Below are 20199 nucleotides of genomic sequence, written 5' to 3' on the forward strand. Positions count from 1 at the left end.
CATAGGAGGGTGTTTACATGGTAATCGGACCGAGTACGATCCTTATGATCGTTGCCATTGTAGTAGGTTTTATTTTATTAGCTGTATTGTTCACTTTTGTACCAGTCATGCTATGGATCTCAGCCATCGCGGCAGGGGTCAAAATCAGTATATTCACGCTGATTGGGATGAGGCTGAGACGTGTTATTCCAAACAGGGTGATCAACCCGCTCATCAAAGCCCATAAGGCGGGAATCAATGTTACCATCAATCAGCTTGAGAGTCATTACCTGGCAGGGGGGAATGTCGACCGCGTGGTAAACGCACTGATTGCAGCCCACCGTGCAAATATCGAACTTACATTTGAGCGCTGTGCAGCTATTGACCTTGCAGGAAGAGATGTGCTGGAAGCGGTTCAAATGAGTGTTAATCCGAAAGTGATCGAAACACCGTTCATCGCCGGGGTTGCAATGGACGGGATCGAAGTGAAAGCGAAGGCACGTATTACTGTTCGTGCCAATATCGACAGACTTGTTGGTGGAGCAGGGGAAGAAACGATCGTCGCCCGTGTAGGTGAAGGGATTGTTTCCACAATCGGTTCTTCCGACAATCACAAAAAGGTCCTGGAAAATCCCGATATGATTTCGCAGACCGTCCTTTCGAAAGGTCTGGATGCCGGAACGGCTTTTGAGATTCTTTCGATCGATATCGCGGATGTCGACATCGGCAAGAATATCGGTGCAGAATTGCAAACCGAGCAGGCAGAAGCAGATAAGAACATCGCACAAGCTAAGGCAGAAGAAAGAAGAGCGATGGCTGTAGCGAATGAACAGGAAATGAAAGCCAGAGTGGAAGAAATGAGGGCGAAAGTTGTGGAAGCCGAAGCTGAGGTTCCGTTAGCTATGGCAGAAGCATTGCGTTCAGGAAATATCGGTGTGATGGATTACATGAATATCAAGAATATTGATGCGGATACCGATATGAGAGACTCCATCGGAAAACTAACGGGCGATAAAAAGGATGGCAAAAATCCAAAAGGTGAATAGCCTCCCCGGGTGAGAAAGGAGACTTCTCCATGGAAGGATTAATCATTGCCGTCATAATCGGATTATTGACGACAATTTTCAATCGATCAAAAGGCTCTTCCGAGGATAAGCGGTCAACGCCGAAACCGATTGAAACGGGAATACCGGCAGAGACCGGCAGGGAAGCACCGCGCAGGAGACAAAGTGACAGAACTGCATACCCCAATGCCGAACAGGAAGAACCTGTTTATACTCTTCAAACGAAATATGAAGAGCAGAAACAAGAGATCGAAAACAAGTATACCCAATTGAAAAAACAGAAAGAAGGCTATAAACAAAAGGCGCACATGCAGCGGGCCAGGGTGAAATCCATAAAGGAAAAGGGCCCTTCTCACTATTCCATCGATTTTGAGAGTAAAGATGACATTGTGAAAGGATTCATTTTCTCGGAAGTATTCGGCCCTCCGCGTGCAAAAAAACCGCATCATCGAAAATAACAGTGATGAATCCCTATTTCATTTCATAAATATGAGATGAAAGGGGGTTCTTTTTTTATGGCGAAAAAAAATTGGGTACAGCAAATGCGGAAATGGATGACGCAGACCATGGACCTGCCCGAAGATGTCATGATGGACCTTCCGCGCATCACAATGATTGGACAAATTCATATCTATATAGAAAATCATCGGGGGCTGCTTACGTTCACCGACAGGGAAGTCAGGCTTTTACTTAAACAAGGTCAACTCTTGATCAAAGGAGAGCAATTTGTCATAAAAATGATACTGCCGGAAGAAATCCTTCTTCAGGGGAAAATCGTTGACGTTACGTATTTAGAGAACTAGGGAGGGACGGAATTGAAAAACCAATGGATCACCTCATTCAGAGGGAAAGTATTTGTTAAGATGGAAGGAAAGCTGATTGAGAGGGTCATCAATCAATTACTGCGTTCAAATATATCCATCTGGAATGTCAAAAGAGCCGGAACAGAAACAATCACGTTCTATTTAGCCCTAGAGGATGTACATAACTTCAGAAGAGCGGTAAGGTCATCAGAATGCAAGGTAACATTCCTCCGGGGTCAAGGGGGTCCTTTCCTTCTGAAACGCGCCTTTAAAAATTCGGGATTCCTTCTTGGAGGCTTCGCTTTTCTCATTATGATCATTCTGTTGTCCAATATGGTTTGGGGCATTCAGATCAAGGGGGCAGCCCCGGAAACCGAGCATAATATCCGAAAAGAACTTACAGAGATGGGGGTAACCACCGGGAAATTGCAGTTTTCGATACCGGATGTTGAAAGCATCCAGATGGAACTTTCCTCAAGGATGGACAATATTACGTGGGTTGGTGTCGAATTAAAAGGGACAACCTACCATTTTCAGGTTGTTGAGAAAAATGCACCTGAACAAGTCGAATCTACCGGAATGCAGCATATAGTCGCAAAGAAAAAAGCTGTCATCGTCGAAATATTCGTTGAAGAAGGCGATCCACAGGTAAAGGTGAACGATTATGTTAAAAGGGGACAGCTGCTCGTTTCCGGTGTCATCGGTACTGAAAAAAAGCCGAAGGGTGTACCTGCAAAAGCAAAAATCATGGGTGAGACATGGTATAGGACTTCAGTCGAACTTCCATTGAAAACCGACTTCGAAGTATTCAGCGGAAAGGAGAAACGAAAACATTATATAGAAATCGGGTCTTTGAGAATCCCGATATGGGGTTTTGGGAATCCTGATTATAAAGAAACAGTTACTGAGGAGACGAAGAAGCCGGTTAAGTTCCTGAAATGGCAGCTTCCTATCGCCTATATTGATAAAAGCATCAAAGAAAAGGAAAAGGTAGAAAGAGCTTATACAAGAGAAGAAGCAGTGAAAGAAGCAAAGAAACTCGCCAAAAATAATTTGGATTCTTCCCTCCCTGATGATGCTGAAATAATCGGTGAAAAAATTTTGCAAGAAAAGGTGGAGAATGGTAAAGTTAAAGTGAATCTTCACTTCAAAGTAGTAGAAAATATTGCTGAAGGACAACCAATCATTCAAGGAGACTAATTAATGTCAGATGATATCTTAATGAAATTGCAGCTGGAAAATCCAAACGAGGCAGTGGCTTTATTTGGGGTTTCAGATTCTCACCTTAAATTAATAGAACAAGAATTAACGGTTTCGATTGTAACAAGAGGCGAAGAATTGCTGATTTCAGGGAAAGAAGAGCGTGCATCACTGGCCCTTGAAATTTGTGACCGTCTGGTGAGCGTCATCCGAAAAGGCATAAACATCGGCCAAAGGGATGTACAGCATGCCGTCCAAATGGGTAAAGGCGGGACGTTGGAATATTTCACGGATTTATATGATGAAGAAATTACGAAAAATGCAAAAGGGAAATCGATCCGGGTCAAAACCCTCGGGCAAAGACAGTACATTCATGCTATAAAGAAACACGATATGGTTTTCGGAATTGGACCTGCTGGTACGGGGAAGACCTATCTGGCCGTGGTGATGGCTGTACATGCACTGAAAAATGGCGAGGTTAAGAAAATAATTCTAACAAGACCTGCAGTCGAAGCCGGAGAAAGCCTCGGATTCCTTCCTGGTGACCTGAAAGAAAAAGTCGATCCTTATCTGCGCCCTCTGTATGATGCCCTGCATGATGTTCTGGGGGCTGAGCATACAGCCCGGCTGATTGAACGGGGGACGATTGAAATTGCCCCGCTGGCGTATATGAGGGGTCGTACACTGGATGATGCTTTCGTTATTCTCGATGAAGCACAAAATACCACCCAGGCTCAGATGAAGATGTTCCTGACAAGACTTGGCTTCGATTCTAAAATGATCATAACAGGGGACCGCTCTCAAGTGGACTTGCCAAGAGGGGTGGAATCCGGGTTGATTTCATCGGAAAGAATATTGAAAAATGTAAAAGGGGTTTCCTTTATCTATCTTGAACAGGCAGACGTCGTGAGACACCCGCTTGTTGCCAAAATCATAAATGCCTATGAGAATAATGAAAAACAAATATGAATGAAAAAGATTGATCGTGCATCAAATGGCCGATCAATCTTTTTTTATAGGTTCCTCCAGGCGGAAAGGGACGGTTGCTGTTATTGGCGGAACAGCAATTATGCTGAAAACAGACATTTTTAGGATTAGAATAGATAATTAAGTAAAAAACTGTTATCATTTTACATAATTAAAGGGATGATTATCCATCCGATCAGTTAAGTTTTACAGGGGGTCCATATGCATACTCACCCATTATTACATAGAATAAGAAAATTCCTGAGTTACCGGCTTTTCACTAACATCATGTTCGTTCTCCTGGGCATCATCGTGTTTGGAGTGCTGTACAGCAATGTAAAACCAAAGCCGCTTGATTTAAGTTTATACGAGGAAGCACCAGCCACGATCAGGGCACCTAAGACCCTGTTAGATGAAGAAGCGACAGAAAAGAAAAAAGAAGCTGCCGCAGCAGAAGTGGAAAAGATATACAGCACGAAAGAAGGTGCTGTAAACAATGCTGTCATGCTTGTCAGTTCTTTAATTGACAGTGTTACCGAAGTGAAAAATAAATCAGTGAAAGAACCTGCCCCTGAAGAGGAAGTGATGAATCCTCAGAGTGTCAACCTCAATAAACAACTGGAGGAATTAAAGAAACTCCTTCCCTCAGGAGAAGAAAATAATGTTACGAAAACCTTGAACGATACTGTCCTGAAAACGCTGCTGACATCAACCCAAACAGATCTGGAAAGAGTCGAGTCCATCGTCTCGACTCAGTTGGAAGTCATCATGGGTGATAAAGTGAAAGAAGACGAGCTGAAGAAAGCTGCCTTGAATCTGGAACAAAGGATCTCCAGTTTCTCTTTCAAAGGGAAATTGAAGGAAGCAGCAATCGCTCTTGGGAACGCGGCCATCGAGCCCACTGAGTTCTATGATGAAGAAAAAACAGAACAGCTGAAGAAACAGGCTGTTGAGAGTGTTCAGTCAGTAGAGATCGTGGATGGTGAGGTAATCGTCGAAGAGGGAGATCTGATCACACCAAATATCTATGAAACGTTGAACGATTTTGGTATGGTAGAAGAAGATTTCTCTATAAAACCAATCATTGGACTGGCTTTGTTTATCGTTGTGATCATCAGTTCCTTATATTATTTCTTTTATACACTTGAGGTGAAGGAAGAACAGAAACAAAACTATTTGATTTTAACGAGCATTGTGTTTGTGATTTCACTGATTATCATGAAAATAACCGGCCTATTAAAGCAATTGGAGATAAATGATATTGCGTTCTTGTTTCCAGCCGCCTTTACCGGGATGATTCTCCGGATCCTGCTGAATGAACGGATTGCCATGATGATGGTGTTTATTATTTCTGCATGTGCGAGTATCGTATTCAATGAAAAGTTTTCCGGTTCTGTCGACATCGAGGTGGCGATTTATACGCTCTTCAGCGGGGTAGCGGGGATCTTGACTCTTGTCAGCAGGAATCAACGTACCAACGTTTTAAGGGCTGGTATTTATGTGGCGTTGGTAAACATATTGATCATTGCATTTCTTGTATTGCTCAGCGACGTAGCCTACACCAGTACAGAGTACATTTATTATCTGGTGTTTGCACTGGTATCGGGGATTGGCTCCTCCATACTGACAATCGGTTTCTTACCATTCTTTGAAACAGGGTTCGGCATCCTGTCCTCTATGAGGCTGGTCGAGCTTTCCAGTCCGAATCAGCCCTTGTTGAAGAAACTTCTCACCGAGGCACCAGGTACATATCATCACAGCGTCATGGTGGCCAACCTGGCTGAATCAGCCTGCGAAGCCATTGGGGCAAATGGGCTGCTCGCCAGGGTCGGATGTTACTACCATGATGTGGGAAAATCAAAGCGGCCGCATTTTTTTATAGAAAATCAGATGAATATGGAGAATCCTCATGATCGGATGAAGCCTGAAACCAGTAAAAGCATCATTATCGACCATGCGTCTGATGGGGCTTCCATGCTGCGTAAGTATAAACTTCCGAAAGAAATCGTCGATATCGCCGAACAGCATCACGGCACGACTTTATTGAAATATTTTTATTATAAGGCGAAAGAACAGGGGAAAGATGTAACAGAAGATGAATACCGATATCCTGGACCAAAGCCTCAAACGAAAGAAACGGCGATCATCAATATCGCTGACAGTGTGGAGGCTGCTGTTCGATCGAAGAAATCCCCTACCCAGGAGGAAATCAAACAACTGGTCGCTGCCATTGTCAAAGATCGGCTCAGTGACGGGCAATTCAATGAATGTGATATTTCATTGAAGGAACTTGAGAAAGTAAAAAGGTCTTTATGCGAGACTTTGAATGGCATTTATCATCCGAGGATTGAATACCCTGAACTTAAAGCAGAAGGAGAATAGCATATGACCCTATCCATTGACTTTATCGACGAGACAGATCAATTGACTGACGAACAAATAGCGCAAATTCAAGCCATTTTGAATATAGCTGCCAATAGAGAAGAGGTGGAGGGAGGCAGTGAGGTTTCCGTTACGTTCGTATCGAATGATCGAATCCGGGAAATCAATCGGGATTACCGCCATAAAGATCAGCCTACTGATGTCATTTCATTCGCTCTTGAAGAACTTGGTGAAGATGAAATTGAAATCGTAGGTACGGATATCCCGCGGATCCTAGGGGACATCATTATCTCGGTCGAACGGGCGAAAGAGCAGGCGGAAGAATACAACCACTCATTCTCCCGTGAACTCGGATTCCTTGCCCTTCACGGCTTCCTTCATTTATTGGGTTACGATCATATAGAGAAAGAAGATGAAACAGAAATGGTCCAAAGACAAAAGGAAATCCTCGATGAGTATGGACTCACAAGGGACTAAATTCGGACTGAGGCGCCTCAAGAAATCCTTTGGACATGCTTGGCAGGGAATCAGGTCCGTCTGGTCATCCGAGCAGAATTTCAGGATTCATACAGCTGCTGCAGTAATAGCGGCCGCATTGGGTGTATTCCTTTCCATTTCTGCATTTGAGTGGATCATTCTTGTGACCCTTATATTTGGAATGCTGGCACTCGAAACAATGAACACAGCCATCGAAAAAGCAGTCGACCTCGTGACCCCGGAATATCATCCGCTTGCAAAAGCATCCAAAGACCTGGCATCGGCTGCTGTCCTGTTATTTGCAATCGGTTCCTTCATCATAGGATGCATTATTTTCATTCCTAAGATATTGAGTTAATAAGTTGTTTTCTTAATGGCCTATTGAATACTAAAATAGCATATCAAAAAGAGCTAATTAAAAGAAACCGGTGAAAAAGGGGCTGCAGGAAGAACATTTCTTCCTGCTGTCCTCTTTTTGATTTGAAAACGCTCTTATAGTTGTATAGAATAAGTTAAGCGTATAAGCAAAAGTACCATTAAATAGTTTGAATTATCTAACTATTTCATTACAAAATGATAACAGCCCATTTTCTTTTATGAAAAATATAGTAAAATGAAATATGTAAGGGTCAAAAGGAGAGTAAACAAATGAACAAAGAACAACTAATCAATGAAGCAAAAGATGCACGGGAAAAAGCATATGTACCTTATAGTAAATTCAAGGTCGGTGCAGCTCTTCTTACAAAAGACGGCAAGGTCTATCACGGATGCAATATTGAAAATGCTGCATACAGCATGTGCAATTGTGCAGAAAGAACAGCCCTCTTCAAAGCTTATTCAGAAGGTGACAAGGATTATTCCATGATTGCGGTGGTTGCTGATACTGCGAGACCCGTACCGCCATGCGGGGCATGCCGCCAAGTCATATCCGAGCTTTGTGCAAAGGATATGAGAGTGGTATTGACGAACCTTAAAGGCGATGTGGAAGAATTGACAGTTGCCGAGTTATTGCCGGGAGCTTTTTCACCGGAGGATTTACATGAGTAATAAAGAAACGAATGCATCATTCAAATCAGGATTTATTTCAATCATCGGTCGTCCCAATGTAGGTAAGTCTACGTTTTTAAATCGTGTAATCGGTCAGAAGATTGCCATTATGAGCGACAAGCCGCAAACGACTCGAAATAAAGTTCAAGGTGTTCTGACAACGAGCGAATCCCAAATGATTTTCATCGATACTCCGGGAATCCACAAGCCCAAGCATAAGCTTGGTGACTTTATGATGAAGATTGCCCAAAACACCTTGAAGGAAGTTGACATTATACTTTTCATGGTGAATGTGGAAGAAGGGCTTGGAAAGGGAGATCATTTTATCATTGAGAAACTGAAAGGGGTCAAGACTCCGGTTTTTCTCATACTTAATAAAATTGATCAAATACATCCTGATGAATTATTGCCGATCATTCAGCAATACAATGAACTTTTTCCATTTGCGGCAACCGTGCCGATTTCAGCACTCGAAGGGAATAATGTGGAACACCTGCTTGGGCTGATTCAGGATAATCTTCCTGAAGGACCGCAGTTTTACCCTGCAGATCAAATCACTGACCATCCTGAACGTTTTATCGTATCGGAACTGATCCGTGAGAAGGTCCTCCATCTGACAAGGGAAGAAATTCCTCACAGTATAGCTGTGGTCATTGATAAAATGGAGAGAAAAGATGATAAAAACTTGATAGACGTTCTTGCTACCATCATAGTGGAAAGGGATTCACAGAAAGGGATTGTCATCGGAAAACAGGGATCCATGCTGAAAGAAGTAGGGAAACGCTCCCGTGTGGATATTGAAAATCTGCTCGGTTCAAAAGTGTATCTGGAGTTGTGGGTGAAAGTCCAGAAAGATTGGCGTAACCGTGCATCCAACCTGCGCGATTACGGTTTCAATGATGATGAGTATTAAGCCGTTCGTTTCTTGGAAAGTCAAGTGAAATGAATTAACAATATTTAGTTCACATGCTTTATTAAAAAGATGCTAATTCTAATCACAAGAAAGCTTTGAAGTCTTGCTAGTTTAAATCCAGAAAGGTGGGTTTTTGATGTTAGACTTAACTTGGAAAGTGTTTTCACAAACAGGCAACATCGACACGTATTTACTTTTTAAGGAGCTTGAAAAAGATAGGGTGGAAGAACCTTATCAATTAGAAGAAGAGATATCGGAAGTCGACTTCCCCCTGACGTAATAGGTTGTCATCACCCGGGTGATGTGAATTCGGGAGGTGGCCAATATGCTACAGAAGTGTGAAGGAATTGTTATCAGAACAAACCATTATGGTGAATCAAACAAAATAGTGACTATATACACCAGGGAATTCGGGAAAATCGGATTGATGGCAAGAGGGGCTAAAAAGCCAAACAGCCGTCTTTCCGCTATTTCCCAAATGTTTACATATGGCTATTTTATGTTTATTAAAGGCAGCGGGTTGGGAACCCTTCAACAAGGTGAGATTGCAGAATCTCTTAGGCATGTAAGGGAAGATCTGTTTAAAACAGCATACGCTTCATACATCGTCGATCTCCTTGATAAAAGCACGGAGGACAGGAAGCCGAATCCGTTTCTTTTTGAATTGCTTTACAGTGTACTCAAGTATTTAAATGAAGAGTATGATCCGGACATATTAATGCATATATTCGAAATGAAAATGCTGCCTGTATTAGGACTGTATCCTCATTTGAATGGCTGTTCCGTCTGCGGTGAAACCGAAGGTACATTCGGGTTTTCATTTAAAGAGAACGGATTTATATGTCACCGGTGTGTGGAAAAGGATCCCCATCATCTTCCGATTTCTCAAAGCACCGTTAAATTATTAAGGCTGTTTTATTATTTTGACATCAATCGGTTAGGGAACATCTCGGTAAAGGATGAAACAAAACTTCAGCTCAAGCGGGTAATCAGGACTTATTACGATGAAAACTCAGGTTTAACATTGAAATCCAGGAGATTTCTTGATCAAATGGATAATCTCAAGGACTTATTCTAGTATTTAAAGCATATTGTGATTTTGGCCGGTTCTCTTATGGGGGCCGGTTTTTTTATGAGTACCATATTTTCAGGGGGGATGTGTGGGTATGAGAGCTTACTTAAACAAAAAACGAGGCTGGGACAAAACAAAAAAACAACTGCCTAAAGGCGAACATTTTAGTGATGACCACTGAATACCGCTAATGATTTCCGTGCAAGACTTCGCTTTCCGCGGGTAGCACTTGAGCCTCCTTTAAATTCGAGGAGTAATTGTCCAGCTGCAGGGCTTAGAGGCACATGACATAAGTCAAACCGGCCAAGAAGGCAAAGAAACGCCTTCGTGGCCGATTCGCCTTATGCCACACGCCTCTGAGCAAAACCCTTCCGCTTTTCTGATAGGAGTCTTCGTCTTGCACTCCAATCAACCGCTCGAACAAGCTATATACAAAATTGACATTTGAACAAAGCTAATAAAAACCCGAACTTACCTTGAACTTAGAGTTCAAATTAGTTCGGGTTTTATTCAGACTAAAACACTTTTTTCCCAGCCTCGCTTCAATACAAACTTAAAACTGGATTTTTTCCATCAGGAAGGATTTCACTTCGCTGATCGGCATTCTTACTTGATCCATTGAATCGCGGTCGCGTACTGTAACCTGACCGTCTTCCACTGAATCAAAATCAAATGTGATACAGAAAGGTGTACCGATTTCATCCTGCCGGCGGTAGCGTTTACCGATGGAAGCAGTCTCATCGAAGTCGATCATTAAGTCTTTAGACAGCTCTTCGTATACTTTAAATGCATCATCGGACAGCTTTTTTGATAATGGAAGAACAGCCGCCTTGAAAGGTGCGAGTGCCGGGTGGAAGCGGAGAACAGTTCTTGAATCATTTTCTAATTCCTCTTCCTCGAATGCATCACATAAGAAAGCGAGAGTCACGCGGTCCGCACCAAGAGAAGGTTCGATACAATACGGTACATATTTCTCATTGGTCTGCGGATCCATATAATGAAAGTCTTCATTTGAGTGCTCCATATGACGCTTCAGATCAAAGTCCGTTCTGTCGGCTACACCCCAAAGTTCACCCCATCCGAACGGGAATTTATATTCGATATCCGTTGTTGCGTTACTGTAGTGGGATAGTTCATCTTGATCATGGTCGCGCAGACGCATGTTATCTTCGTTCATGCCCAGGTTAAGTAACCAGTTCTTACAGAATTCCCGCCAGTAAGAGAACCACTCAAGGTCTTCACCAGGCTTACAGAAGAATTCCAGTTCCATTTGTTCGAATTCGCGTGTTCTGAAGGTGAAGTTACCAGGTGTGATTTCATTTCTGAAACTTTTCCCGACTTGGGCAATACCGAATGGCATCTTTTTACGCATTGAACGCTGAACATTTTTGAAGTTTACGAATATACCTTGAGCTGTTTCCGGGCGCAGGTAGATTTCATTTGTGGAAGACTCGGTAACGCCTTGATGTGTTTTAAACATCAGGTCGAATTGACGGATTTCCGTGAAATTGTGACTTCCGCAATCAGGGCAGGCGATGGAATGCTCCTTGATGATTTCTTCCATTTTGTCGAAGGAAAGGCCATCAACTATCATTTCAATACCCTTCTCTTCAAGTGCATTTTCAATGATTTTGTCTGCACGGTGCCGTGTTTTGCATTCTTTACAATCAATCATTGGATCATTGAAGTTTCCGACGTGACCTGATGCCACCCATGTCTGTGGATTCATTAAGATGCTTGCATCAAGTCCAACATTATAAGGAGATTCCTGGACGAATTTCTTCCACCATGCCTTTTTGATGTTGTTCTTCAGTTCGACGCCGAGCGGACCGTAATCCCATGTGTTTGCCAGTCCTCCGTAAATTTCAGATCCAGGGAATACAAATCCACGGTGCTTCGCTAAATTTACTACTTGTTCCATTGACATCTAAGTCACTCCTTGTTATAAGTTTAGAAAATAAAAAAAGCTCGTCGCTAGGCAATGCCTAGGGACGAGCTTGTTACTCGCGGTTCCACCCTAGTTGATACACGTCTATAGAGACGAATATCCACTTTCAAGTCGATAAGCTCAGGATTGCCGTTTCCCTGCCATCCAGGCTTTCACCGTCCCTGGTCGCTTCACTGCAAGTACTTATGTATCCATCATAGCCTGTATATGGTTGTAAGAATGAAAACATTTTATCATGCTCCATCAAAAATAACAACTCGTATCCTCTAAGAAAAAAGAATTGAAGTTTTGATAAAAAGAAGATACCCTTTGTTAATGCATGATATTCATAGTGTTGTCACATTGCCATTGTAATATTCTCTTTTCATTTTCTGTAAATAGTATATAATATTTATTATAAAGTATAACATAAATCGTTTGTTCGTTAGGTGGTGAGTAACAATCGAACTAAATAAAAGGCAAGAACGTATTTTGCAGATCGTAAAAGACAATGGTCCCATTACGGGTGAACAAATCGCAGATCAATTAAATTTAACCAGGGCGACTCTGAGGCCGGACCTTGCCATCCTTACAATGGCAGGTTTCTTGGATGCGAGGCCCAGGGTCGGATATTTTTATACAGGCAAAACCGGCACGCAGCTCTTGACAGAAAACCTGAATAAAATTTATGTTAGAGACTATCAGTCCATACCTGTCGTTGTGAATGAAAATGTGTCTGTTTATGATGCAATTGTTACGATGTTCCTTGAAGATGTGGGTACTTTATTCGTGGTGGATGCAAATACATATTTAGTAGGTGTATTGTCCAGGAAGGATCTTCTCCGGGCGAGTATCGGAAAGCAGGAACTCAGCACATTGCCCGTGAATATCATAATGACGAGAATGCCCAATATCACTACATGTGAAAAGGACGATCTCCTTATCGGTGTAGCGAAGGATCTCATTCATAAACAAATTGATTCTGTTCCGGTAGTGAAGAAAACGGACAGCGGTGAAATGGAAGTAACCGGAAGAATAACGAAAACGAATATCACGAAAGCATTTGTTGCATTGGCAGAAGAAGAATAGAAGGTGGTGAACGATCGTGAAAGAACCGATTATCTATGTTGTTTCCGACTCAGTGGGGGAAACTGCTGAATTAGTAACCAAAGCGGCCATTAGTCAATTTAATGGTTCCAATACGGTCATCAAACGCTTTCCGTATGTAGAGGACTTTGAAAATATCGATGAGGTCATTTCTCTGGCGAAATTGAATCAGGGGCTGATCGTATATACGCTCGTCAAACCTGACATGAGGGCATACATCAAGGAAATGGCTGAAAAAGAGGAGCTTTATGCCTTTGATATTATCGGTCCGTTGATGGATAAGTATCAGACGATTTATAACAAGGAACCTTTATTTGAACCGGGTACCGTCAGAAAGCTGGATGATGACTACTTCAAGAAAGTGGAAGCCATTGAATTCGCAGTGAAATACGACGATGGACGAGATCCGAGAGGGATACTTAAAGCTGATATCGTGCTGGTAGGAGTTTCGAGAACAAGCAAGACTCCTCTTTCGCAGTATCTTGCACATAAACGATTCAAAGTCGCGAATGTTCCGCTTGTGCCTGAAGTGGATCCGCCTGAAGAACTTTTTAAGGTTTCACCGAAGAAATGCTTTGGGTTGAAGATCTCCCCTCAAAAGTTAAATACGATTCGGAGAGAACGGTTAAAATCATTGGGACTCAATGATGAAGCCAGTTATGCGAATATCAGGCGAATAGAGGAAGAACTCCGCTATTTCGAGAAAATATCAGAACGAATGAGCTGTCATGTCATTGATGTGACCAATAAAGCAGTGGAAGAGACCGCAAATATCATAACGAACATTTATCAGCGGTCAAACGGTTCATGAAAAAGAACGATCCCTCCCGTGCCGAACGGAAGGGATCGTTCTTTATTTGTGATGAAACATTGCCGAAATGACCACAAAAATTCTTTTGTGTAAATTAGTGGTCAAACTCGTCCGATTATACTATAATAAAAAATTGTGATAAAAATATTTAAAATAGGTTTAGACTAAACTCTTAAGGAATAAACTAATTATTGTGATATGTCAAGTCTCGTCTCGATTTTTTTTCGATATTCTACCTGAATTCCAAGGAAAAGTTCCTGTGGAGAGAAGGATATTGCGGAGTGATGTAGAATAGTTAGTAATAGCAAACAAAAATCTACAGTTTTTGTAGATGCAGATGCTTGCCCGGTCAAGCCGGAAATCATTCGGATTTCGGGGGATTATGGTTTCGAAGTGGTATTTGTTGCTTCCCATGCTCATCGTAAGAATGCTCCCGATGAGGGGAGATGGGTATATGTGGATAGTGAGAAAGAAGCGGCAGATCTGTACATCATGAACCATGTCGGGATGAATGATATTCTCGTGACACAGGATATAGGACTCGCAAGCCTCGTACTGCCGAAAAAAGTTTATGCCCTGTCCCCAAGGGGAAAGGTCTACAGAGAAGAGAGCATTGTGACGGCACTTGATTACCGTTACGTTGCAGCGAAGGAAAGACGGAAAGGGAATTATGGTAAAGGACCAAAACCTTTTACGAATAATGACCGGGAAGAATTTTCATCGCAATTCGAGAGGATTTTGTCGAAGATTGCAGGAAAATAATCATTCTTACCGAATGGATTAAAAGGGAAATGAAAAACCAGGTGATATACAGTGTCTGATAGAATCCCTGAAGAAACATTAAATAAAATATTATCCTCTACGGATATCGTAGATGTTGTCAGTGATTATGTACAGTTGAAAAAGCAGGGACGCAATTACTTTGGCCTGTGCCCCTTTCATGGAGAAAACACTCCATCATTCTCCGTTTCGCCTGACAAACAGATCTTTCATTGTTTTGGATGCGGTGCCGGTGGGAACGCTTTTACTTTCCTGATGGATGTTGACGGCCTCTCGTTTATAGAGGCTGCGCAAAAACTGGGCAGCAAAGTCGGTGAAGAAATCACTGTCAATGCTTCCAGTGAAAAAGAAGCGCCTCCGCAGGAAGATGAAAAGCAAATGATGCAGGCTCATGAGCTTTTAAGTAAATTTTACCATCATCTCCTCTTAAACACAAAAGAGGGTCAGGAAGCTCTCGAATATCTGCTCGACAGGGGCTTTACCACCGAAAGCATCACGAAGTTTCAGATCGGATGGTCATTGCCGAGCTGGGATTTCACCGTCAAGTTCCTTCAGAAAAGAGGGTATTCACTTGATTTGATGGAAGCGGCAGGTTTATTGGTCAGAAGGGAAAAAGATCAATCATTCCTCGATCGTTTCAGGGGAAGGATCATGTTTCCCATTACCGATCCCAAGGGAAATGTCGTAGCGTTTTCTGGAAGGGTCCTTCAATCGGAAGATGAACCTAAATACTTAAACAGCCCTGAAACCAAGATATTCAATAAAAGCCGCGTTCTCTATAATTATCATGAATCCAGAACGCTTATAAGAAGAAAACAGCAAGTCATTCTATTTGAAGGCTTTGCCGACGTGATTTCCGCCAGTGAAGCATCCGTTGATAATGGAGTGGCCACGATGGGTACTTCATTGACAGAAGGGCAGATTGGTTTGATCAAGCGTGTAACCGATCATGTGGTCATCTGTTATGACGGTGACTCTGCAGGTGTGGAGGCTGCCTTCAGGGCTGGTAATCTGCTTCTGAATCATCATTTAACGGTACGGGTAGCCATGATACCTGAGCGATTGGACCCTGATGACTACATCTCAAAGTATGGAAAAGACAAGTTTCAACAGGATGTAATAGGGGCAGGCTTGACGTTTATGGCGTTTAAGCTGCGGTATTATAAGCTCAATAAAAATTTAAATGATGAAGGAGACCGCCTTCAGTATATAGAAGACATACTTAAGGAAATCACAAAACTGGGAAATGCGGTCGAGAGGGATTACTATCTCAGGTACCTGGCGGAAGAATTTGATATTTCGTTGGAGGCCCTGCAGCAGCAGCTTGCTGAGATCAAGGGGGCCTTGAAAGGAAAGACAAATCCCGCCAAACAGGTTCCGGCACCTAAGCCGTTTCGTCCGCGGGTGGAAACGAAGTTACTGCCTGCTTATCAAACAGCTGAGAGACGGCTCATTGCCTATATGCTGAAAGATCAAAATACAGCATATAAGGTTCAGGACTGGCTCGCGGGTATGCACCTGAATGTTGATGAGCATCAAGCCATTATTACGTATTTATTAGGTTATTACGAGGAAGGGCTGCCTCCCGGTGCCAGTTCATTCATTGGATATCTGCCCGATGAAAGACTCCGCAGAATCGTTACGGAGATCGAAATGATGTCCATCAGTGATGAATGCTCCGATCAAGAATTATTGGATTATGTCCAATCCGTTTTAAAACACCAAAAGATGTTGAAGATAAAAGAAAAAGAATCAGAAAGAAAAGAAGCACAAAGGCAGAATGATTTTCGGAAAGAAGCTCAGATAGCAATGGAAATCTTACAGCTGCGTAAGTCTCTATAAAGTTTTGTTCAAGGAAGTTGGAAGGAGGGGAACACATGGCTGAAAAGTCCGCGCGTTCCAAACAAATAGCGTCAGAATTATCGGTTGATCAGGTGAAAGAATTTTTAGTGAATCAAGGGAAGAAGAGAGGCGTCCTTACTTATGAGGATATTGCTGATAAACTTTCCGGGTTTGAGCTGGATTCAGACCAGATGGATGAATTTTATGAGCAACTCGGTGAGCAGGGTGTAGAAATCATCAATGAAAATGATGAGGATGACGATCCTGGCGCAAATGAACTGGAAAAGGAAGAGGAAGAAGAGTTCAATTTAAATGATTTAAGCGTTCCTCCCGGAGTGAAGATAAATGACCCGGTAAGGATGTATCTGAAGGAAATTGGAAGGGTCGATCTTTTATCGGCAGAAGAAGAAATCAACTTGGCCAAAAGAATCGAAGATGGAGATGAAGAAGCTAAGCGCCGTCTGGCAGAAGCAAATCTACGACTTGTAGTCAGCATCGCCAAGAGATATGTCGGCCGTGGGATGCTATTCCTCGATCTCATCCAGGAAGGTAACATGGGTCTCATCAAAGCCGTGGAGAAATTTGATTACCGCAAAGGGTACAAATTCAGTACGTATGCCACTTGGTGGATTCGTCAGGCGATCACACGTGCGATTGCAGACCAGGCGAGAACAATCCGTATCCCTGTTCATATGGTTGAAACGATCAACAAACTGATCCGTGTACAAAGACAGCTTCTGCAGGATTTAGGCCGTGAACCATCACCTGAAGAAATCGCTGAAGAAATGGATCTTACACCTGAAAAGGTAAGGGAAATTTTAAAAATAGCTCAAGAACCTGTATCGCTCGAAACACCGATTGGTGAAGAAGATGATTCACATCTTGGAGATTTCATTGAAGATGCAGAAGCGCAGTCACCGTCAGAGCATGCTGCCTATGAATTATTGAAAGAGCAGTTGGAAGATGTTCTTGATACTCTTACAGACCGCGAAGAAAATGTCCTGCGCCTGCGATTTGGCCTTGACGATGGAAGAACCCGTACACTCGAGGAAGTCGGTAAAGTATTCGGTGTAACGCGTGAACGTATTCGTCAGATTGAAGCGAAAGCACTTCGTAAATTGCGTCATCCAAGCCGCAGTAAACGACTAAAGGATTTCCTGGAATAGAATACCTGGACCTCTATCATGAATGTGGTAGAGGTTTTTTTTGAATTTTAAAGGGATTATTCCAAGCACTGACGAATTGGAATAAAGGAACATTTACAGAAAGTGAGAGTATTATGTCAAAATCTAAACACGGCAGACAAGCTGTGATTATAAACGAGATTAAGTTTTGGAAGCGGAATAAAATGCTTCCGGATCATTATTGTGATTATCTGCTGGCACTCTACTCCAATGGTGAAGAACACAGTTCAAAACCTCCGATTATTAAAAACAAAATGAACATGATGTACATGAATATCCTTTTTTCATTAGTCGTTATGTCGGTTTCGTTATTTGTCACTTATTTTACTGAATTGTCAGTCGTTTTGCAAACAGCGATTTTGACAGGTTTTGTCGTATTATTATTTGGGATGGGAATTTATTATTCTAAGAAAAAAGTTTCATTGGCCGCCATTCTCATTTCATCAGCCTTCATCATTCTTCTCGGATCAATTGATATCACGGAGGAAATAGTTGGAGGTTCCCCACTCAGTACATATGCTGTCCTGTTTTCAAATTGTTTCTTATGGATTGTCCTTGGATTGGGATATAGGCGCATTTATTTCACTTTGTCTGGAGGAATAGGAAGTCTAGTACTGATTATTTCTATATTACTATAACATCAGAATATTAAAAAGTTTTTTAAAGTTGAGAATATTCACCATTCCCTCTTATAATAGTAATGAGAGCGCATTCATAGAAATTCTGATAGGCTGCTGAAAGCGTGATTTGAAATAAGTCTGAATAATTTCAGGCTTTCATTCATCAAGTTACTACAAGGGGGATAAGGATGAATTTTGACTTAACGCAAGAACAGGCAATGATTAAAAAAACAATCAGGGAATTTGCTGAGGAAGAAGTGGCTCCCGGTGCATTGGAAAGGGATCGTACGAAAGAATTTCCAAAGGAAATCTTTAAAAAACTGTCAGATTTAGGGATGATGGGCCTGCCGTTTCCTGAGGAATACGGAGGTGCGGGTGCCGATACAGTCAGTTTTGCGATTGTAACAGAAGAGTTGAGCAGGGCTTGTGCTTCCACAGGTATTACGTATTCTGCACATATTTCTCTTGGAGGCGCACCCATTAATTTATTTGGCTCCCATGAACAAAAGGAAAAGTACCTCACTCCAATTTGTACAGGAGAGTCATTCGGAGCATTCGGTCTTACAGAACCCAATGCCGGTTCTGATGCAGGAGGGACACAAACCACTGCTGAAGACAATGGTGATAAGTGGGTGATCAACGGTAACAAATGTTATATCACCAATGCAAGCTATGCTGACAACTTGGCTTTGACGGCCATCACAGGCAGGGAGAATGGCAAGAAAGAAATAAGTGCGATCATCGTGCCTACTAAGGCAAAAGGATTTAAAGTGATCGATAACTACGAAAAAATGGGACTTCATTCTTCAAATACGACTGAATTGGTGCTGGAAGATGTGGAGGTACCGAAAGAAAACCTCCTCGGTAAGCGTGGAGACGGCTTTAAACAGTTCCTGGTCACACTTGATGGGGGACGTATAGGAATAGGCGCCATGGCAGTTGGCGTCGCTCAGGCGGCATATGAGAAGGCGCTGCAATATTCCAAGGAGAGAAAGCAATTTGGAAAGACGCTTTCAGAGTTCCAGATCACGCAGTTCAAGCTTGCTGATATGGCTTTGAAAATCGAGCTTGCCCGTAATATGGTTCATAAAGCTGCCTGGCTTAAGGATCAAGGCAGACCTTTTTCAAAAGAAGCGTCCATGTGTAAACTTTACGCCTCTGAAATCAGCATGGAAGTAGCGGATGAAGCGATTCAGATCCATGGTGGTTACGGATACATGAAAGAATATCACGTAGAACGTTATATGCGTGACGCAAAACTTCTTGAAATCGGGGAAGGAACATCGGAAGTCCAACGAATGGTCATTTCCAGACTCATCGGATGTCAATGATATAAAAAGATTGTCGAAGAGCTTGAAGGGCATGAGTTACGTGCCTGAAAGCTCTTTTCTTTAATTACATCGGATAAAAAAATCGTGAAATGTGTCTAATTTGTGAGAAAGATGGAAAAGTTAATTGATAGTACTTTTCCTTTGTCGTTTTTTAAAGTAAAATATATAGTGTTTAATAGCACTAATTTGGAAGTTGTACATAAAGGAGGTTAAATCATGAATCGTAATCCAATTATTCCATTCATTCTGATCATGGCTATGGGGATCGGCCTTGTATTCTTCATGTCTTTAGAGGGCCTTAACAATGCTGATGAAAAATCGAAAGAAGCGGAACACGGTGAAAAAGCAGGCGGGGAAGGCGAACAGGCTTCAAGCGGTGAGTTCGATCCGGAACAAGCATACAAAGACAACTGTCTATCTTGTCACGGCGGGAACTATGAAGGTGGCATGGGACCAGCCCTGAAAGGCACGGACAAATCTGTCGACGAAATCAAAGAAATCATTAAAAATGGTAAGTCACCGATGCCTGCAGGTCTGATTGAAGACAAAAATCTCGATGCAATGGCTGAATGGATCAAATCACTTAAATAATGTATACGCTTAAAAAGGTTCTTTGTCCAATGGGCAAAGGACTTTTTTTATTGTTTAAGTTCAGATAGAATGAAAAACGTACATGCTAAGTATTAAATCAACT

General features: G+C 42.2%; 22 protein-coding genes. 20 read left to right on the forward strand and 2 right to left on the reverse strand.

Annotated elements, in window-relative coordinates:
* Positions 1-44 precede the first annotated feature (44 nt).
* The 12 genes from floA (at position 45) to recO (ending at position 9909) form a co-directional block, all read left to right on the forward strand.
* Positions 45-1025 (forward strand): flotillin-like protein FloA, encoded by a 981-nt coding sequence (gene floA, locus V6B33_RS12275; protein WP_442915526.1) that lies wholly within the window; start codon positions 45-47, stop codon positions 1023-1025.
* 29 nt (positions 1026-1054) lie between these two features.
* Positions 1055-1501, forward strand: a complete 447-nt coding sequence (locus V6B33_RS12280; RefSeq protein WP_334218045.1) for a hypothetical protein — start codon at positions 1055-1057, stop codon at positions 1499-1501.
* A 57-nt stretch (positions 1502-1558) separates the two neighbouring features.
* Positions 1559-1846 (forward strand): sporulation protein YqfC, encoded by a 288-nt coding sequence (yqfC, locus tag V6B33_RS12285; protein ID WP_334218046.1) that lies wholly within the window; start codon positions 1559-1561, stop codon positions 1844-1846.
* 12 nt (positions 1847-1858) lie between these two features.
* Positions 1859-3046, forward strand: coding sequence for a sporulation protein YqfD (yqfD, locus tag V6B33_RS12290; protein ID WP_334218047.1), 1188 nt, complete (start codon positions 1859-1861; stop codon positions 3044-3046).
* A 3-nt stretch (positions 3047-3049) separates the two neighbouring features.
* On the forward strand, positions 3050-4015 hold the full coding sequence (locus V6B33_RS12295) for a PhoH family protein (protein ID WP_334218048.1): 966 nt from the start codon (positions 3050-3052) through the stop codon (positions 4013-4015).
* Positions 4016-4234: 219 nt separating this feature from the next.
* Complete coding sequence (locus V6B33_RS12300) at positions 4235-6394, forward strand: HD family phosphohydrolase (protein WP_334218049.1); 2160 nt, start codon at positions 4235-4237, stop codon at positions 6392-6394.
* Between the two features lie 3 nt (positions 6395-6397).
* On the forward strand, positions 6398-6871 hold the full coding sequence (ybeY, locus tag V6B33_RS12305; protein ID WP_334218050.1) for an rRNA maturation RNase YbeY: 474 nt from the start codon (positions 6398-6400) through the stop codon (positions 6869-6871).
* Positions 6846-7229, forward strand: a complete 384-nt coding sequence (locus V6B33_RS12310) for a diacylglycerol kinase family protein (RefSeq protein WP_334218051.1) — start codon at positions 6846-6848, stop codon at positions 7227-7229. Before ybeY ends, V6B33_RS12310 begins: the two co-directional genes overlap by 26 nt.
* 260 nt (positions 7230-7489) lie before the next feature.
* Complete coding sequence (locus tag V6B33_RS12315) at positions 7490-7918, forward strand: cytidine deaminase (RefSeq protein ID WP_334218240.1); 429 nt, start codon at positions 7490-7492, stop codon at positions 7916-7918.
* A complete protein-coding gene (gene era / locus V6B33_RS12320; protein WP_334218052.1) occupies positions 7911-8831 on the forward strand; it encodes a GTPase Era in 921 nt (306 codons plus the stop codon). Before V6B33_RS12315 ends, era begins: the two co-directional genes overlap by 8 nt.
* A gap of 136 nt (positions 8832-8967) precedes the next feature.
* Positions 8968-9111 carry a YqzL family protein gene (locus tag V6B33_RS12325; protein WP_175991002.1) on the forward strand — a complete coding sequence of 48 codons (144 nt, stop codon included), beginning with the start codon at positions 8968-8970 and terminating at the stop codon, positions 9109-9111.
* 45 nt (positions 9112-9156) lie between these two features.
* Positions 9157-9909 (forward strand): DNA repair protein RecO, encoded by a 753-nt coding sequence (gene recO, locus V6B33_RS12330; RefSeq protein ID WP_334218053.1) that lies wholly within the window; start codon positions 9157-9159, stop codon positions 9907-9909.
* Between the two features lie 547 nt (positions 9910-10456).
* On the opposite strand, the gene V6B33_RS12335 is transcribed toward recO, so the two are convergent.
* Together V6B33_RS12335 and V6B33_RS12340 are read right to left on the reverse strand one after the other, a co-directional pair.
* Complete coding sequence (locus tag V6B33_RS12335) at positions 10457-11830, reverse strand: glycine--tRNA ligase (RefSeq protein ID WP_334218054.1); 1374 nt, start codon at positions 11828-11830, stop codon at positions 10457-10459.
* Positions 11831-11957: 127 nt separating this feature from the next.
* On the reverse strand, positions 11958-12080 hold the full coding sequence (locus tag V6B33_RS12340) for a hypothetical protein (RefSeq protein ID WP_334218055.1): 123 nt from the start codon (positions 12078-12080) through the stop codon (positions 11958-11960).
* 212 nt (positions 12081-12292) lie between these two features.
* Here V6B33_RS12340 and V6B33_RS12345 point away from each other — a divergent pair, with 212 nt between their 5' ends.
* The 8 genes from V6B33_RS12345 to cccA all read left to right on the forward strand — a co-directional run bounded on the left by V6B33_RS12345 (position 12293) and on the right by cccA (position 20096).
* A complete protein-coding gene (locus V6B33_RS12345; protein WP_334218241.1) occupies positions 12293-12919 on the forward strand; it encodes a helix-turn-helix transcriptional regulator in 627 nt (208 codons plus the stop codon).
* 13 nt (positions 12920-12932) lie between these two features.
* Positions 12933-13748 (forward strand): pyruvate, water dikinase regulatory protein, encoded by an 816-nt coding sequence (locus V6B33_RS12350; RefSeq protein WP_334218242.1) that lies wholly within the window; start codon positions 12933-12935, stop codon positions 13746-13748.
* 291 nt (positions 13749-14039) lie between these two features.
* Positions 14040-14510 (forward strand): YaiI/YqxD family protein, encoded by a 471-nt coding sequence (locus V6B33_RS12355; protein WP_334218243.1) that lies wholly within the window; start codon positions 14040-14042, stop codon positions 14508-14510.
* 51 nt (positions 14511-14561) lie between these two features.
* Complete coding sequence (gene dnaG, locus V6B33_RS12360; RefSeq protein ID WP_334218056.1) at positions 14562-16370, forward strand: DNA primase; 1809 nt, start codon at positions 14562-14564, stop codon at positions 16368-16370.
* A gap of 35 nt (positions 16371-16405) precedes the next feature.
* A complete protein-coding gene (gene rpoD, locus V6B33_RS12365) occupies positions 16406-17536 on the forward strand; it encodes an RNA polymerase sigma factor RpoD (RefSeq protein WP_172250539.1) in 1131 nt (376 codons plus the stop codon).
* A 113-nt stretch (positions 17537-17649) separates the two neighbouring features.
* A complete protein-coding gene (locus V6B33_RS12370) occupies positions 17650-18192 on the forward strand; it encodes a hypothetical protein (protein WP_334218057.1) in 543 nt (180 codons plus the stop codon).
* A gap of 170 nt (positions 18193-18362) precedes the next feature.
* Positions 18363-19505, forward strand: coding sequence for an acyl-CoA dehydrogenase family protein (locus V6B33_RS12375; RefSeq protein ID WP_334218058.1), 1143 nt, complete (start codon positions 18363-18365; stop codon positions 19503-19505).
* 216 nt (positions 19506-19721) lie between these two features.
* Positions 19722-20096: a cytochrome c550 gene (cccA, locus tag V6B33_RS12380; protein ID WP_334218059.1), complete on the forward strand. Its 375-nt coding sequence runs from the start codon at positions 19722-19724 to the stop codon at positions 20094-20096.
* The last annotated feature ends 103 nt before the right edge of the window (positions 20097-20199 follow it).

The sequence above is a fragment of the Mangrovibacillus sp. Mu-81 genome, assembly GCF_036867415.1.
Taxonomy (GTDB): domain Bacteria; phylum Bacillota; class Bacilli; order Bacillales; family Bacillaceae_B; genus Rossellomorea.

What these genes read in the sequence shown, in the direction of transcription:
- V6B33_RS12300 (WP_334218049.1), top strand. Translation starts at nt 4,235, where the DNA reads ATGCATACTCACCCATTATTACATAGAATAAGAAAATTCCTGAGTTAC.
- ybeY (WP_334218050.1), top strand. Translation starts at nt 6,398, where the DNA reads ATGACCCTATCCATTGACTTTATCGACGAGACAGATCAATTGACTGAC.
- V6B33_RS12310 (WP_334218051.1), top strand. Translation starts at nt 6,846, where the DNA reads ATGAGTATGGACTCACAAGGGACTAAATTCGGACTGAGGCGCCTCAAG.
- V6B33_RS12340 (WP_334218055.1), bottom strand. Translation starts at nt 12,080, where the DNA reads ATGTTTTCATTCTTACAACCATATACAGGCTATGATGGATACATAAGT.
- V6B33_RS12325 (WP_175991002.1), top strand. Translation starts at nt 8,968, where the DNA reads ATGTTAGACTTAACTTGGAAAGTGTTTTCACAAACAGGCAACATCGAC.
- yqfC (WP_334218046.1), top strand. Translation starts at nt 1,559, where the DNA reads ATGGCGAAAAAAAATTGGGTACAGCAAATGCGGAAATGGATGACGCAG.
- cccA (WP_334218059.1), top strand. Translation starts at nt 19,722, where the DNA reads ATGAATCGTAATCCAATTATTCCATTCATTCTGATCATGGCTATGGGG.
- V6B33_RS12295 (WP_334218048.1), top strand. Translation starts at nt 3,050, where the DNA reads ATGTCAGATGATATCTTAATGAAATTGCAGCTGGAAAATCCAAACGAG.
- V6B33_RS12335 (WP_334218054.1), bottom strand. Translation starts at nt 11,830, where the DNA reads ATGTCAATGGAACAAGTAGTAAATTTAGCGAAGCACCGTGGATTTGTA.
- era (WP_334218052.1), top strand. Translation starts at nt 7,911, where the DNA reads ATGAGTAATAAAGAAACGAATGCATCATTCAAATCAGGATTTATTTCA.
- floA (WP_442915526.1), top strand. Translation starts at nt 45, where the DNA reads ATGATCGTTGCCATTGTAGTAGGTTTTATTTTATTAGCTGTATTGTTC.
- V6B33_RS12375 (WP_334218058.1), top strand. Translation starts at nt 18,363, where the DNA reads ATGAATTTTGACTTAACGCAAGAACAGGCAATGATTAAAAAAACAATC.
- V6B33_RS12370 (WP_334218057.1), top strand. Translation starts at nt 17,650, where the DNA reads ATGTCAAAATCTAAACACGGCAGACAAGCTGTGATTATAAACGAGATT.
- recO (WP_334218053.1), top strand. Translation starts at nt 9,157, where the DNA reads ATGCTACAGAAGTGTGAAGGAATTGTTATCAGAACAAACCATTATGGT.
- V6B33_RS12280 (WP_334218045.1), top strand. Translation starts at nt 1,055, where the DNA reads ATGGAAGGATTAATCATTGCCGTCATAATCGGATTATTGACGACAATT.
- rpoD (WP_172250539.1), top strand. Translation starts at nt 16,406, where the DNA reads ATGGCTGAAAAGTCCGCGCGTTCCAAACAAATAGCGTCAGAATTATCG.